This window comes from Diaphorobacter ruginosibacter, assembly GCF_040396215.1.
Lineage (GTDB): Bacteria > Pseudomonadota > Gammaproteobacteria > Burkholderiales > Burkholderiaceae_C > Diaphorobacter_A > Diaphorobacter_A ruginosibacter_A.
Genome location: NZ_JBEBOW010000098.1, coordinates 1 through 15,205, shown reverse-complemented (window position 1 = coordinate 15,205; position 15,205 = coordinate 1). Strand labels below are relative to the sequence as shown.

General features: G+C 66.3%; 14 protein-coding genes and 1 other RNA gene. 9 read left to right on the top strand and 6 right to left on the bottom strand.

Going from position 1 to position 15,205, the window contains the following annotated elements:
* Positions 1–136: 136 nt before the first annotated feature.
* Positions 137–1,096: an aldo/keto reductase gene (locus ABWP92_RS12440; RefSeq protein ID WP_353235700.1), complete on the top strand. Its 960-nt coding sequence runs from the start codon at positions 137–139 to the stop codon at positions 1,094–1,096.
* A 21-nt stretch (positions 1,097–1,117) separates the two neighbouring features.
* On the opposite strand, the gene ABWP92_RS12435 is transcribed toward ABWP92_RS12440, so the two are convergent.
* The gene (locus tag ABWP92_RS12435; RefSeq protein ID WP_502907522.1) at positions 1,118–1,663 is read right to left on the bottom strand and encodes a queuosine precursor transporter; all 546 of its coding nucleotides are present in this window, start codon (positions 1,661–1,663) and stop codon (positions 1,118–1,120) included.
* Positions 1,664–1,737: 74 nt separating this feature from the next.
* Complete coding sequence (locus tag ABWP92_RS12430; protein WP_353235699.1) at positions 1,738–2,691, bottom strand: LysR family transcriptional regulator; 954 nt, start codon at positions 2,689–2,691, stop codon at positions 1,738–1,740.
* Positions 2,692–2,881: 190 nt separating this feature from the next.
* Between ABWP92_RS12430 and ABWP92_RS12425 the strand changes: the two genes are divergently transcribed.
* Together ABWP92_RS12425 and ABWP92_RS12420 are read left to right on the top strand one after the other, a co-directional pair.
* Positions 2,882–4,078, top strand: a complete 1,197-nt coding sequence (locus tag ABWP92_RS12425) for an acyl-CoA dehydrogenase family protein (RefSeq protein ID WP_353235698.1) — start codon at positions 2,882–2,884, stop codon at positions 4,076–4,078.
* Positions 4,079–4,104: 26 nt separating this feature from the next.
* Positions 4,105–5,235: an acyl-CoA dehydrogenase family protein gene (locus tag ABWP92_RS12420; protein WP_353235697.1), complete on the top strand. Its 1,131-nt coding sequence runs from the start codon at positions 4,105–4,107 to the stop codon at positions 5,233–5,235.
* A 16-nt stretch (positions 5,236–5,251) separates the two neighbouring features.
* Here the strand turns inward: ABWP92_RS12420 and ABWP92_RS12415 are convergent, their stop codons facing one another.
* Positions 5,252–6,994, bottom strand: a complete 1,743-nt coding sequence (locus ABWP92_RS12415; RefSeq protein WP_353235696.1) for an NAD(P)/FAD-dependent oxidoreductase — start codon at positions 6,992–6,994, stop codon at positions 5,252–5,254.
* Between the two features lie 142 nt (positions 6,995–7,136).
* Positions 7,137–8,054: a cysteine synthase A gene (gene cysK, locus ABWP92_RS12410; RefSeq protein WP_353235695.1), complete on the bottom strand. Its 918-nt coding sequence runs from the start codon at positions 8,052–8,054 to the stop codon at positions 7,137–7,139.
* Between the two features lie 242 nt (positions 8,055–8,296).
* Between cysK and ABWP92_RS12405 the strand changes: the two genes are divergently transcribed.
* Complete coding sequence (locus tag ABWP92_RS12405; protein WP_353235694.1) at positions 8,297–8,461, top strand: hypothetical protein; 165 nt, start codon at positions 8,297–8,299, stop codon at positions 8,459–8,461.
* A gap of 80 nt (positions 8,462–8,541) precedes the next feature.
* An RNA gene (rnpB, locus tag ABWP92_RS12400) (RNase P RNA component class A) lies at positions 8,542–8,881 on the top strand.
* Between the two features lie 16 nt (positions 8,882–8,897).
* Here rnpB and ABWP92_RS12395 read toward each other — a convergent pair.
* Entirely contained in the window at positions 8,898–9,632 is a 735-nt protein-coding gene (locus ABWP92_RS12395) for an RNA pseudouridine synthase (RefSeq protein ID WP_502907521.1), read from the bottom strand.
* 214 nt (positions 9,633–9,846) lie between these two features.
* The gene (locus ABWP92_RS12390) at positions 9,847–11,532 is read right to left on the bottom strand and encodes an MBL fold metallo-hydrolase (RefSeq protein ID WP_353235692.1); all 1,686 of its coding nucleotides are present in this window, start codon (positions 11,530–11,532) and stop codon (positions 9,847–9,849) included.
* 141 nt (positions 11,533–11,673) lie between these two features.
* On the opposite strand from ABWP92_RS12390, the gene dapF reads away from it, so the two are divergent.
* The 4 genes from dapF to ABWP92_RS12370 all read left to right on the top strand — a co-directional run.
* Positions 11,674–12,558 (top strand): diaminopimelate epimerase, encoded by an 885-nt coding sequence (gene dapF, locus ABWP92_RS12385; protein ID WP_353235691.1) that lies wholly within the window; start codon positions 11,674–11,676, stop codon positions 12,556–12,558.
* Positions 12,555–13,256, top strand: a complete 702-nt coding sequence (locus ABWP92_RS12380) for a DUF484 family protein (protein ID WP_353235690.1) — start codon at positions 12,555–12,557, stop codon at positions 13,254–13,256. The genes dapF and ABWP92_RS12380 overlap by 4 nt, the downstream gene beginning before the upstream one ends.
* A gap of 38 nt (positions 13,257–13,294) precedes the next feature.
* Positions 13,295–14,320, top strand: coding sequence for a tyrosine recombinase XerC (locus ABWP92_RS12375; RefSeq protein ID WP_353235689.1), 1,026 nt, complete (start codon positions 13,295–13,297; stop codon positions 14,318–14,320).
* 170 nt (positions 14,321–14,490) lie between these two features.
* Positions 14,491–15,205 (top strand): CobW family GTP-binding protein (locus ABWP92_RS12370; protein ID WP_353235688.1); only part of this gene is annotated, 715 nt, incomplete at its 3' end.

Here is a 15,205-nt window from a genome sequence, read left to right as displayed (position 1 = left end):
CCATCGCGCAAAGCCGCTGTCGCGGCGCGAGGAGATCGTGAACACGTTCTTAGAGGCGGGGTTTGAATTTTTTGGGAAAACCCATGCGAGATGGGTACACAATGTCCCGGATATTCAAAATCGGCAAGGAGCCTTCATGTCACTCCCGACGCGCCAGCTTGGCCGTTCTCCGCTTCAGGTCTCGCCGCTTTGTTTTGGCGGCAACGTGTTCGGCTGGACGGCTGACGAGGCCATGAGTTTTTCGCTGCTCGACGCATGGATCGACGCGGGTATGAACTTCGTCGATACCGCGGATGTCTATTCGCGCTGGGCGCCGGGGCATGCGGGCGGCGAGTCCGAGACGCTGATCGGCAAATGGCTGAGGAAGTCGGGCAGGCGCGAGCACCTCGTTCTGGCCACCAAGGTCGGCAAGGACATGGGCGATGGCCGGGTCGGCCTGCATCCCCGATACATCCGCCAGGCGGTCGACGCATCGCTCCAGCGGCTGCGCACGGACTATATCGACCTGTACCAGACGCACGACGACGACCCGGGGATTCCCTTCGAGGATGTGATGGGCACCTTTGGCGAACTCATCCGCGAAGGAAAAGTGCGCGCGGTGGGCGCTTCCAACTACAGCGCCGGGCGGCTGGCGCAGGCGCTGGAATGCAGCGAGAAGCACGGACTGGCGCGCTATGAAAGCCTGCAGCCGCTCTACAACCTGTACGACCGCGCCGTGTTCGAGCAAGACCTGCAGCCGCTGTGCGAGAAGCATGGCGTGGGCGTGATCAACTTCTACGCGCTGGCCGCCGGATTCCTCGCAGGCAAATACCGCACCGAAGCCGACGTGGGCAAAAGCGCGCGTGGGCCCAAAACCGTGGGGCTGTACCTGAATGCGCGCGGACTGGGAATCCTCGATGCGCTCGATAGCGTCGCCGCGCGCCTGGACGCCAAGCCGAGCGAGGTCGCCATTGCCTGGCTGCTCACGCGCAAGACCATCGCTGCGCCCATCGCCAGCGCCAGCAATCTCGATCAGTTGCAGTCACTGGTCCGCGCCGCGCGCCTGCGGCTGGACGAGGATGCGCTGAAGGTGCTGGACGAGGCCAGCGCGCAGTGATGCGCTGCTGCGCGCCGGATGTCAGTGCACGCTGCGCCAGGTCAGCAGCCGGAACGGCAGCAGCAGCAACAGCCCCATCGCCAGTTTGACGCCCAGGTCGCCAAGCGCCCAGGTGAACCAGGGATCGCCGCCGCCGGCGAACGCGATGCTCCAGAACACGAAGGTGTCCAGCATCGCGGCAAGAATGGTGGCGGCCAGCGGAGCCTTCCACCAGCGGCCTTGGCGCAGCCGGTGGAATACGCTGATGTCCAGGAGCTGCGAGAGAATGAACGCCGTTCCCGATGCCAGGGCGATGCGCGGCGGGGCCAGCGCCAGCGATGCGGCGACGGCCACCGCGAACCCCACCCAGGCCACGCGCCGCGCGGGGATGGGACCGTGGCCACGGTTGATGAGGTCGCTCACGAGGTAGGCTGCGGGATACGAAATCGCGCCCCAGGTCAGCCAGTCGTTGATGGGGTACTGGACCAGGATGTTCGAGGCGACCACCACCAGCGCCATCGCCAGCACTCCGAGCAGCATGCGGGCGGTGCTGGGTGCGCTGAAGGTGGATGGCTGCGGCGTCGGCATGGCGTGCGGGGCGGCGGAGTCTGTGGTCATCGGGCGCGTATTGTGCGCGACTTGGGCATTCCCGCGCATGCGGTTCAGTCTCCCGCGAACAGATAGCCCGCATCGCCGATGTCCCTGAGCATCGGCAGCATGCTCTGCCCGGCCTTGTCGAGCAGAAAGCCGATGCAGGTGCGCACGGCGCGGGTCTGGTGGCGGTTGGGCATGTAGAGCAGGTACATGCGATTGGCGAAGAGGCTCAGCCGGTATTCATCGAGCGTGGTGAGCACGCGGCCGGAGTCGATTTCAGCCTGCACGACATAGTCGGGCACGAGCCCCACGCCGAGCCCGGCGAGAATGCCCTGGCGCAGGAACGGGAAGTGCTCGGAGATCAGCGTGGGCTCGAGCATGATTTCCTCGCGCTCGCCGGGTGGGCCCGCGTGCCGGTAGGCGCGCAGGCGCGAATGCCTGCCGGGCATGCCCGCGGTGATCAGCGGCGCCTCGCCAAGTTCCCGAAGGCTGCGTGGCAGGCCATGCCTGTCCACGTATTCACGTGATGCGCAGGCGATCCAGCGCACCGGCCCCATGTCGCGGGCGACCAGGGTTTCCGGCGGATCATTCAGGATGCGGATGGCGATGTCCACGTCGTCGCGCACGTTTTCCGTGCGGTTCTCGAACAGCACGTCGAGCACGATGCCGGGGTATTGCAGTTTGAACTCGATGAGCCAGTCGCTCACCACCAACTGGCCGTAGCCGCTGGGCACCGAGATACCGACGCGGCCCTGCAGGCCGCGCCCGAGCGAGGCGATGGTTTCCTGCGCGGCCAGCACCTCGTTCTGGATCTGCCGGCCATGCTCGTACAGGCGCATGCCCACTTCGGTGGGCTCCACGTGGCGGGTGGTGCGGCGCACGAGCTGCACGCCGATAGATTTTTCGAGCTGGTTCAGGTGGTAGCTCACGTTGGCGCGCGTCATCTTGAGCTTGCGCGCGGCCTGGCTCAGATTGCCGGCGTCGATGATCTCCACGAACAAGGTCAGTGCATTGACGTCCATTGGGGGCGCTTGGGAGTTGGGGGATATTTGTCAAGGATATTTTGACAGACTGTCAATAAGTAATGAGATTGTCAAACCTCATTGGCCGCCCCCACAATCAAATCACTCCGATTTCACGAATGAGCGGGCCGTCGCCGCGCTGCATCCGCTTGGAATCTTCCGGTCACGACACGAGAAGGTGGACATCATCATGGATCTGCAATTCACAGCCGAGGAAGAACAATTCCGCGATCGGGTGCAGGCGTTCCTCCGGCAGGAATTGCCACGGACGCTTTCGGACAAGGTCCGGCAGGGGCTGCGGCTGAGCCGGCAGGATCAGGAGCAGTGGCATGCCATCCTGAACCGGCGCGGCTGGCTCGCCAACCACTGGCCCGTCGAATGGGGCGGCCCGGGCTGGACGGCGGTGCAGAAGTTCATCTTCGAGCATGAATGCGCCTTGGCGGGCGCGCCGCGCATCGTGCCGTTCGGCGTGAACATGCTCGGGCCCGTGCTCATCAAATACGGCAGCGACGCGCAGAAAAAGCATTGGCTGCCGCGTATCCTGAGCGGAGGGGACTGGTGGTGCCAGGGCTATTCCGAGCCGGGCGCGGGATCGGACCTGGCGTCGGTGAAGACCACCGCGGTGCGCGATGGGGAGCATTACGTCGTCAACGGCCAGAAGACCTGGACCACGCTCGGCCATTACGCCAACATGATCTTCTGCCTGGTGCGCACCAACCGCGAGGTGAAGGCGCAGTCGGGCATCAGTTTCCTGCTCATCGACATGAACTCGCCGGGTGTCGAAGTGCGCCCCATCATCACGCTCGATGGCGAACACGAGGTGAACGAGGTTTTCTTCACCGATGTGAAAGTGCCCGTAGCGAACCTCGTCGGGGAACAGGACAAGGGTTGGACCTACGCCAAGTATCTGCTGACCTACGAGCGCACCAATATCGCGGGCGTGGGCTTTTCGGTGGCCGCGCTCGAAAAACTCAAGGCGGTTGCCGGCCGTGTCCTCTGCAATGGCCGGCCGCTGGCGAAAGATCCGCTGTTCGCCGCGCGCATGGCGCGTGTCGAGATCGACCTGGAGAACATGAAGACCACCAACCTGCGCGTGATCGCGGCGGTGGCGGGCGGCGGCGTGCCGGGCGCGGAAAGCTCGATGCTGAAGATCCGCGGCACGCAGATCCGCCAGGAGATTCTCTCGCTGATCCGCCGCGCCATGGGGCCTTATGCCGCGCCGTTCATCGAGGAAGCGCAGCATGCGAGCCATGGCGAGGCGCCGCTTGGCGAGCCCGAGGCGGCCACCGCCGCGGCTGCGTATTTCAACCACCGCAAGCTGTCGATTTTCGGCGGCTCCAACGAGATCCAGAAAAACATCATCTCCAAGATGATCCTGGGGCTTTGATCAAACAACCGGTGGAGAAACGAGCCATGAATTTCGAACACACGCAAGACCGCCGCATGCTGGCGGATTCCCTCAACCGCTTCCTGGGCGAGCAATACGGCAGCGCCGCGCGCAACCGGATCGCCTACGGCGCGCAGGGCCGCAGCCCGCAGCTTCATGCGCAGCTCGCGGAGCTCGGCGCGATCGGCGCGTTGTTTCCCGAAGACGCGGGGGGCTTTGGCGGGTCGGGCTTCGACATCAGCCTGGTGTTCGAATGCCTGGGCCGGGGCCTGGTGACCGAGCCGCTGCTGGGCGCGCTTTTGGCGGGGCAGGCGCTGGTGCGCGCGGGAAGCGCCGCGCAGAAGGACCGCTATCTGGCGGGCATCATCGACGGCAGCGTGCTGGCGGCGTTTGCGCACGATGAGCCCGGCAGCCATTACGAGGCGGGCAATGTGAAGACCGGCGCGCGCCGCACCGGGGGCGGCTGGGTCATCAGCGGCGCGAAGGCGGTGGTGAGCTTCGGCGAGGAGGCGCATCTGCTGCTGGTCACCGCGCGCGTCTCGGGCCAGCCGCCGGAGCGTGAGGGCATCGCGCTGTTTCTCGTGCCGGGCGACGCGCAGGGAATCTCGCGCCGGGGCTATCCGCGCTTCGAGGGGGGACGCGCGTGCGAACTCCGGTTCGACGACGTGGAGGTCGGTGCGCAGGCGATGATCGGAACGCCCGGGGACGGCGCCGACCTGCTGGAGAGCATTTGCGAGTACGCGCTTCTGGCGCTCAGTTCCGAAGCGCTTGGCGCGATGGACGTGGTCAAGCAAGGCACGCTGGAGTATCTGCAGACCCGCAAGCAGTTCGGAGTGCCCATCGGCAGCTTCCAGGCGCTGCAGCACCGCATGGCCGATGTGCTGCTGGAGGTCGAGCAGGCGCGCTCCGCCGTGATCAACGCGGCCGACGCGATCGACAACGCGCAAGGCCGGACGCGCGCGTTGGCGATGTCCGCGGCCAAGTACAGCACGGGCCGCATCGGCACGCTGGTGGCGGAGGAATGCATCCAGCTGCATGGCGGCATCGGCATGACGTGGGAGCTGCCGCTCGCGCATTATGCGAAGCGGCTGGTGATGATCGACCACCAGTTCGGCGATGAAGATCATCATCTGTCGCGCTATATCGCGCTGTCTTGAAGAGTGTCCGCGCGCGTCAGTCCAGTCCGAGCATCCGACGCGCCACGGCTTCGCCCACCTTGATGCCGTCGACGCCCGCCGAGAGGATGCCGCCGGCGTAGCCCGCGCCCTCGCCGGCCGGGTAAAGGCCGCGCGTGTTCAGGCTTTGCAGGTCATCGCCGCGGCTGATGCGCAGCGGCGACGATGTGCGCGTCTCCACGCCCGTCATGACGGCGTCCGGCATGTCGTAGCCGCGGATCTTGCGGCCAAAGACGGGCAGCGCCTCGCGCATGGCCTCGGTGGCGAAGGCGGGCAGGGCATGGTCGATTTCCGTGAGGTGCACGCCGGGTTTGTAGGACGGCTGCACACTGGCGAACTTTCTGGAAGGGCGGTGCTTGAGAAAGTCCCCCACCAGCTGGCCCGGCGCGTTGTAGTTGCCGCCGCCCACGGCGTAGGCGTTTGATTCCAGCTGGCGCTGCAGCACGATGCCCGCCAGCGGATGGGTTTGCCCGTGCGGCAGGTTTTCCACGCCGTGGGATTGGCCCAGATATTTCTCGAACGAGGCCGCGTCGCGCGGAAAATCCTTCTCATCGACGGCAACGACCAGGCCCGCGTTGGCATTGCGCTCCGCGCGCGAGTACTGGCTCATGCCGTTGGTGACCACGCGCTCGGGCTCGCTGGTCGCCGCGACGACCGTGCCGCCCGGGCACATGCAGAAACTGTAGACCGCGCGGCCATTGTCCGCATGGTGCACGAGCTTGTAGTCGGCCGCACCCAGCAGCGGATGGCCCGCATGCCTGCCCCACCGGGCGCGGTCGATCACGCTTTGAGGGTGCTCGATGCGCACGCCGATCGAGAACGGCTTGGCAAGCATGGCGACGCCGCGCTCGTAGAGCATCGCGAACGTGTCACGCGAACTGTGGCCCAGCGCCATGACGACATGGCTTGCGGGCAGAAAGCAGGCCTGGCCGCTTTGCCCGTCCACCACCGTGAGGCCGGTGACGCGGCGCTCGCCATGCGCATCGGTCTCGACATGCACGTCGCTCACGCGCTGCTCGAAGCGCACTTCGCCGCCGAGCGCGATGATCTGCTCGCGCAGCGTCTGCACCACCTTCACCAGCTTGAACGTGCCGATGTGCGGGTGCGCGGCGTAGAGGATCTCGGCGGGCGCTCCGGCCTGCACGAACTCCTGCATCACCTTGCGGCCGAGATGGCGCGGGTCCTTGATCTGGCTGTAGAGCTTGCCGTCGGAGAACGTGCCCGCGCCGCCTTCGCCGAACTGCACGTTCGACTCCGGCGTGAGAATGCGCTTGCGCCACAGGCCCCAGGTGTCCTTGGTGCGCTCGCGCACCTTGCGCCCACGCTCGAGCACGATGGGCCTGAAACCCATTTGCGCCAGCACCAGCGCCGCGAAAATGCCGCAGGGCCCGAAGCCGATGACCACCGGGCGCTCCTGCATGCCGGAGGGCGCGTGGCCCACGGGAATCCAGCGCATGTCGGGCGTGGCGCCGATGTGTGGATTGTTCTGGCTGGCGGCCAGCAGCGCGGCTTCCCTGGACGGATCGGCGAGCTGTACATCGACGATGTACACCGCCATCAGGTCCGCCTTGCGGGCGTCGAAGCTGCGCTTGAAGACGCTGAGCCCGGCGATATCGGCGGCGGCCACGCCCAGCGCCTGGGCCGCCTGCTCGCGCAATGCGGCCTCGGGATGGATGTCGGCGTCGTATTCGCCAGCGGGCAATGCCGCCAGCGGCAGCTTGATTTCGGAGATGCGGATCATGGTGGGGCTGGCCCGTGTTCATCGGGCGAGGACTGCGAATGTCGGTCCGCGATGATAGCCAAATCCCGGTTTCCCGGCGAGGCGCCCTGAAATGCAAAAAGGCACTCCGTGGAGTGCCTTGGGCGCGCGGGGCGGGTGCGGTTCAGCCCGGCAGGAAGCCTTCCACCGACAGATAGCGCTCGCCCGTGTCGTAGTTGAAGCCCAGCACGCGCGCGCCGGCCGGCAGTTCGGGCAGCTTCTGCGCGATGGCGGCGAGCGTCGCGCCCGACGAGATGCCGACCAGGATGCCTTCTTCGCGCGCGCAGCGGCGGGCGTATTCACGGGCGGGCTCTCCGTCGACCTGGATCACGCCGTCCAGCAGCGTGGTGTCCAGGTTCTTGGGGATGAAGCCGGCGCCAAGGCCCTGGATCGGGTGCGGCGCGGGCTGGCCGCCGCTGATCACCGGCGAGGCCAGCGGCTCGACTGCGAACACCTTGAGCTGCGGGAATTTGCCCTTGAGCACGCGCGCGACGCCGGTCAGGTGGCCGCCCGTGCCCACGCCGGTGATGAGCGCATCCAGGCCGTCGGGGAAATCGGCGAGGATTTCCTGCGCGGTGGCGCGCATGTGCACGTCGATGTTGGCAGGGTTCTCGAACTGCTGGGGCATCCAGGCGCCGGGGGTGGAGTCAACCAGCTCCTGCGCGCGCGCGATCGCGCCTTTCATGCCCTTTTCCTTGGGGGTGAGATCGAAGGTCGCGCCATAGGCCAGCATCAGGCGGCGGCGTTCGATGGACATGCTCTCGGGCATGACCAGCACCAGCTTGTAGCCCTTGACGGCGGCCACCAGGGCCAGGCCGATGCCGGTGTTGCCGGAGGTGGGCTCGACAATCGTGCCGCCGGGCTTGAGCGCGCCGCGCGCCTCGGCGTCTTCCACCATGGCCAGCGCGATGCGGTCCTTGATCGATCCGCCGGGATTGCTGCGCTCGGACTTGATCCAGACGTTGGCGCCGGCGCCGAACAGGCGGTTGATGCGCACGACGGGCGTGTTGCCGATGGTCTGCAGGATATTGTCGAATTTCATAGGATTGTCTCCAGCAACGGTGAGTTGAATCGGGTGTCGGAACGGGCCGGCCGGCAGGAGCCGGGGACGAAGGCCAGGGGCTCATTGTGGCGCAGTTGATCGAACTAATCCGCATATGGTTATGCTGGTTTCCTTGATCGGATTGATAGCGGCGCATGGCGGGCCCAATTTGTGTAACATCAAGTGCGCTGGCAACTTCTTTCATGAATGCCGTTCTTCAATGCGGCGGGGAAATGGACGCTATGGGAATATCCGATTTCAACATCATTGCCGGAAGCGCCGCCTTGCTTCTGCTGGTGGGCGGTTTCGCCTGGCGCGAATACAAGGCGGCGATAGGCTGCATGCTTGTGGGCGTGATCGGCCTGTTGCTGCTGATTCTCTACAACATCCGCGTTGCGGCCGGGTAGGGCGGCTGCGGCGGTCCGCGCGTGGATATAGGGCCATCCTGCTCCCGGGGATTGGCAAAACGCGGGATAATCATGCCCGTGAAGCACGCCAGGCCGCCGCTGGTGCAAGCGCCGAAAGGCCGCACTGGAGGAACGTCCGGACTGCACAGGACAGCGTAGCAGCTAACGGCTGCCCACCGTGAGGTGAGGATCAGAGCAACAGAGACGAGTCCGGGGGGCGTACCGCAAGGTAAACCACCCGGGGTGAAACGGGCAATCTCTACGCGCAGCAATACCAAGTAGGCCAGCGTTGATGTGGTTCCGCAGAGCTGGCGGGTAGGTAGCATCGAGCCGTGGTGGCGACACCCGGCCCAGATTAATGGCGGTCACGCCGCGGGCAACCGTGGCGCACAGAATCCGGCTTATCGGCGGGCTTCACACTTTTTCTTTCTTCCCTTCAGAATCTTTCGCCGCGCCCCAGAAACCGCCACCGGCCTTCTTCCAGTCCGGCAAGAGGGATTCTTCCGATGCGGATGCGGCGGATGTTTACCGCCTTCAACCCCACCGAGGCGCAAAGCGCCGGGATCGCGCGCACGGCCGTGCCGGGCAGCGCAAAGCGCAGGTGGTTCTCGTTTTGGCGGCTGACCTTGGCGGCAGGCAGTGGATTGCCGCTGCGCAGCGATGCGAGATTGGCGGCGTTCACGTCGCCGGTCACTTCGACGATGCATTCATGTTCGATGAGCGCGGCGTCCTCGATCAGGCGGCGGGCGATCTGGCGGTCCTGCGTGAAGACCGCCAGGCCATGAGCGGTGCGCGGCAGCGGCGCGCAATCCTGCAGCCGCTTGAAATGCCGCCGCAGTATGCGGATACGGCCCGCCTGCGGATCGCTGTCGTCATGGGTGGCCGCGTGAAGGCAGTCGAGCGGTTCGGCGCAATCCACCGGCTGGTTCAGCAGCAGGGTGACCGGGGCCAGATCCAGCAAGGCGGCGTCGCCCGACACGTCCACCTGTTGCGAGTCCAGCACGCGCGCGCCGGGCTCTTCCTCGACGCGCCCATCCACGCTGACCCATCCGCCCTCGATATATTGCTCCGCCACGCTGCGCGAGCACCCCTGCTGCTGCATCACGCGCTTGGACAGACGCTGCCCTTCGGCATCGTGCGCCGCGCCCGCCATTGCTTGCTTTTCCACCATGACCACTTCCACGCCCGGCACAGGAGCCAGGCAGCGAACTGATTATTCATCACTTTACGCAGGATCAGGACAAGCCGCGCCCGATCAGGCAACGGCGCGACCAGTCAGAAGGCCGCAGGGCAGGCCATACCAGCAACCGCCGAGCAAGAGCCGCCTCGCGGCGAAGGCGGTGTCCCCCCTCGGGGGGGAAGGCGCGAAGCGCCTCAGGGGGGCCTCAATTCCCCGGCTCCATCCCCCGGATCCGTTCCACATGCGCCTGCAGCGAGCGCTGCGCCACCGGCCAGATGCGTTCGGGCACGTCGTCGTAGGCGATCTTCACCCAGTCTTCCAGGCTGCCTTCCGGCATGGCCTGCATCGCCTTGATGACCTTGGCTTCACGCGCCAGGCGGTGGGCGCGCAGCTGGGCGATGGCGTTGCGCGCCTTTTCGATCACATGGCCGTGCGCGGGGGCGATGAACTCGGCGCCGAATTCGGCGCAGACGGCATCCAGCGTGGAGAGCGAATCCAGGTAGTCATCCATGTTGCCGTCGGGCGGGTTGACCACCGTCGTGCTGCCGTTGAGGATGTGATCGCCCGAAAACAGCAGGCCGTCCTCGCGCAGCAGCAGGCAGACATGGTTGGCGGCGTGGCCGGGCGTGTGGATGGCTTGCAGCGTGTGGGTGATTTCGCCGTCCGGCCCCGAGCCACGCAATGGCACCAATTCGCCATCGGCCAGTTCGCGGTCGGGTGTGAACTGGCTGTCCACGCGCGCTGTGGGGCGCGATGCGAGGCCGAGAATCGGCGGCCTGGGCTTGCCGTATTGTTCGACCATCTGCTGAAGCGGCTGGGCTCCCGGTGAATGGTCGGGGTGCGAGTGCGTGCAGATGATCTGGCGGATGTCGCCATTGGCGGCGCGCCAGAGCTTCTCGAGATGCTCCACATCCGCCGGGCCGGGGTCGATGGCGATGTAGCCCGTGAAGGGATCGCCCACCAGATAGCTGTTGGTGCCGGGACCGGTCATCACACCCGGGTTGGGTGCGGTCAGGCGCTGAACGTTCTTGAGCAGCGGCACCGTGCGCTCGCTTTGCCAGTCCAGCGGATGCAGGATCTGGCCGTCCGGAGTGACCAGGGCCAGCTCGCCGAATGGCGGCTCGTGATCCATGAAACGGGTTTCACGGCCCTTGACGAGGCCGCTTCGCGGGCAGCAATTCCACAGCGGCTCTTCATCGCGCGAGATCACGTCCATCAGCGACTGCACGGTGGCGTATCGGGTGAGGTGGTCCAGCGTGCGGATGGTGGGAAAGATCATGAAGAACTTGCCTTGCCGGTGCAGCGCCAGTGCGTCCGCGGGGCGCACCCAGACCGGCTCGAACTGCTCGGATTCGTCGGCCACGGGCTCCTGGCCCTCGGGCATGCGGCGCACCAAGAACGGCACGGAAAAGCGCTTGGGCGACGTGCGGTCGGCCGTCCAGTGGGCCAGCACGTGCATGTCGCCCGCCGCAAGCCGCAGGCCGCGCGCGGCGCATTGTTCGATGAAGGGCTTGTTGCGGTCGATGGCCGCGATGTCGCCGGCATCCGCAAAGCGCCCGTCGTCGGCATGGCGGGCCAGCAGAATGCCCAGCTCCTCGAAGGTCTCCCGGATGCCCGCGATGGCCTCGGTGATGCGCTGCGCGTTCTGGGTCGGCCGATGGTCGGTCTGGGCATGCGACTGCGGTGACGCGTCATGCGCGTCGATGCCGCCGCCCGGGAACACGTATGCGCCGGGCAGAAAGCTGGCGTTGGGCGAGCGGCGGGTCATCAGCACTTCGAGCACGGTTTCGCCGTTGTCCGCCGGCGCATCGCGCATCAGCAGCACGGTGGCGGCGGGGCGCGTCTTGACGGGCTCCCGATGGGCGTGGAGTTGTTGGTTCTGGCGAGGCATGCATGCATTATGTGCAACTGCGCCGGTTCATGCTGGCGCGCATGCGACGCCCGCCGCGCCCCTTCCCGTCCGCCCGGCGCGGCTACAGCTTATTACGGCCCGCACGTGCGCGGGCCGGGCCGGTGAGCGGATAATCGGCGCATGCACATCCGCTTCACCAAAATGCAGGGGGCCGGCAACGACTTTGTCGTGCTCGACGAGACTGCCGTGCGCTACGGCCTGAGCCGCGAACAATACCGGTTCATCGCCGACCGCCACTTCGGTATCGGAGCCGACCAGATCCTGACCGTGCGCGCGGCGCCCTCGCCCGAGGTGGATTTCGAATATGTGATCCACAATGCCGACGGCGGAGAGGTGGAGCAGTGCGGCAACGGCGCGCGCTGCTTCGCGCGCTTCGTGCGCGACAAGGGCCTGACGGACAAGGATTCCATCCGCGTTCAGACCATGAAGGGCGTGATCGCTCCGCAGCTCATGCCCGATGGCCGTGTCACGGTGGACATGGGGCGGCCCGAGTTCGTTCCGCAGCGGGTGCCGTTCGATCCCTCGGGGCTGGATTCGCGCGCCATGGGCGAGGGCGAGCAATGGCCGCTCGACGTGGTGGATGCCGCCACGGGCGCGCACTCCACCGTGTGGTGCGCCGTGGCGTCCATGGGCAACCCGCATGCCGTGCAGCTGGTCGACGACGTGCAGGCCGCGCCCGTCGAGAACATCGGCAGGCAACTGGAGAGCCACCGCCGCTTTCCCAACCGCGTCAATGCCGGATTCATGCAGATACTGAACCGCGCAGCCGTGAAGCTGCGCGTATTTGAACGCGGCGTGGGCGAAACACTGGCCTGCGGCACCGGGGCATGCGCCGCCGTGGCCACGGGCATCCGGCTGGGCCTGCTCGACAAGCGCGTGGACGTCCACACGCCGGGCGGCCTGCTCACCATCGCATGGTCCGGCAATCCGCAGGACTCCGTTTTCATGACCGGCCCGGCCACCACCGTGTTCGAAGGCCAGATCGATATCCCCGACGCACCATGACTCTCCCCACCAACGTGAACTCCGCCGTGCCACCCATCACTGAAGAAGACATCGCCGAATTCCTGGTGAACACACCGGATTTCTTCGAGCGCCATGCCGAGGTGCTGTCCAGCATCACGATCACGAGCCCGCACGGGCATCGCGCCGTCAGCCTGCACGAACGCCAGGCCGAGATGCTGCGCGAGAAGATCAAGGGCCTCGAACAGCGCATCATGGACATGGTGCGCTACAGCGGCGAGAACACTGGCATCGTCGACAAGACCCACGAATGGGCCTGCCGGATGCTGGCGGTCAGGGAGCCCCTGGGGCTGCCTGCCGCCGTCGAAGACGGCATGCGCGAGCTGTTCGATGTGCCGCAGGTGGCTCTGCGCGTATGGGGCGTGAGCGCGGCGTTTGCCTCGGAAGCCTTCGCCAGTGGCGCGAGCGATGACGCACGGGCATTTGCCTCTTCACTGACCAGTCCCTTCTGCGGCGCCAACATGGGGTTCGAGCCCACGCAATGGCTGCCGCAGGCCGCGCAGGTGCAGTCGCTCGCCCTGCTGCCCTTGCGCGAAGGCGCGATCGACAGCACCGAGCCGGCCTTCGGCATGCTGGTGCTGGGCTCGCACGATCCGGCGCGCTTCGACGCCGCCATGGGCACCGATTTCCTCACCCGCATGGCGGAGCTGGCCAGCGCGGCGCTGGCGCGCCTGCGCTGAGGGCGCCGTCCGCGTACACCACTCCAGCCAGTCAGGTCATGGCAAACCAGGCCGAAGCGTCTCGACGCAAGCCCTCCCCACCCGAGAAGGGCGCGGCGGGCGCTGCGGCGCAGCCGGTGGTGCTGCCGCCCGAGGTTCTGCACTATCTGGAGTTCGTGCGCGTGCAAAAGCGTCTGGCGCAGCGCACGCTGACGCTCTATACGATCGATCTGGAAAAGCTGGCGCGGTTTGCCGCTGGCGCGGGCCAGCCGCTGCCCGCCCTGCAAAGCGCTCATGTCCGCGGCTTCGTGGCGCGCATGCACGCCGCCGGACGCTCGGGGCGGGGTATCGCGCTGGCGCTTTCCGTGTGGCGGGGCTTTTTCGCCTGGGCCGCGCGCCAGGGCATGGTGGCGCACAACCCGGTGCAGGACGTGCGCGCGCCGAAGTCCTCCAGGCCGCTGCCCAAGGCGCTCGGCGTGGAGGACGCGGTCCGGTTGGCCGAGCATGAGCAGCCCGCTGCCGATCCGTGGCTGGAGGCGCGCGATTCGGCGATCGTCGAGCTGCTCTACGGCTGCGGCTTGCGCGTGGGAGAGCTGGTGGGTCTCGATGTGCTCGCCACCTCGGCTGCGCACGATGCGGGGCGCGGCTGGATCGACCTGCCATCGGGCGAGGCTCACGTCTTTGGCAAAGGCTCGAAGCGCCGCAGCGTTCCCATCGGCGCGGCGGCGTCGCAGGCGCTGCGGACCTGGCTCGACATACGTGCCCAGCCGTTTGGCGGCGAGCATTCCCCCGCGCTGGAGCCGGCGTTGTTCGTGGGCCGGCGCGGCGCGCGCCTGTCGGCGCAATCCGTCTGGCTGCGTCTGCGCGAGCGCAGCCAGCTCGCGGGCCTGAGCACCCCCGTGCATCCGCACATGCTGCGCCATTCGTTCGCCAGCCATCTGCTGCAGTCGAGTGGCAATCTGCGCGCGGTGCAGGAATTGCTCGGACACGCCAGCATCACCACCACACAGGTGTACACGCGGCTGGATTTCCAGCATCTCGCGCAGGCATATGACGCCGCGCACCCGCGCGCCCGGCGCAAGTAGGCGCGTTCCGCCCCCGCATGCGCGTGGGCAAGAATACTGCCTCCCTCAATGGGAATGCCCGCCTCCGGTTACCAGGCGCGCCCTGTCTCGCTAAACTTGGCGGGAACTTCCCAAGGCATGCTTGCTGGTCTGGCGGCGTGCCTTGGTCATTTGCAGAAAGTGAATTCGCCATGTCCCTCATCCCAGCCACCATCCTCACCGGCTTTCTGGGTTCCGGTAAAACCACCTTGCTCAAGCGAGTGCTGCACGAGGCGCACGGCCAGAAGATCGCGGTGATCGAGAACGAGTTCGGCGAGGAAAACATCGATACCGATATCCTCAAGACCGAGTCCAAGGAGCAGATCGTGCAGATGAGCAATGGCTGTATTTGCTGCACGATCCGCGAGGATCTTCGCCAGACGCTGCAGTTGCTGGCGGCGAAGCGCCGCAAGGGGCTGGTGGAGTTCGACCGCATCGTGATCGAGACCACGGGCCTGGCCGATCCCGGCCCGGTGGCGCAGACGTTCTTCATGGACGATGAAATCGCGGAAACCTACCTGCTCGACTCCATCATCACGCTGGTCGATGCCAAGCATGCCAACCAGCAACTGGACGATCGCCAGGAGGCGCGCCGCCAGGTGGGGTTCGCCGATCAGATATTCCTGTCCAAGACGGACCTGGTGACGGAGGATGAGACGCACGCGCTGATCCACCGCCTCAAGCACATGAACCCGCGCGCGCCCATTCGAGCCGTGCATTTCGGCGACGTGCCGCTCAAGGAAGTGCTGGACCTGCGCGGCTTCAACCTGAACGCCAAGCTCGACATCGATCCCGACTTTCTCAAGGAAGACGACCATGACCATGACCACAGCCACTGTGATCACGAGCATGGCGAGTGCGAGCATG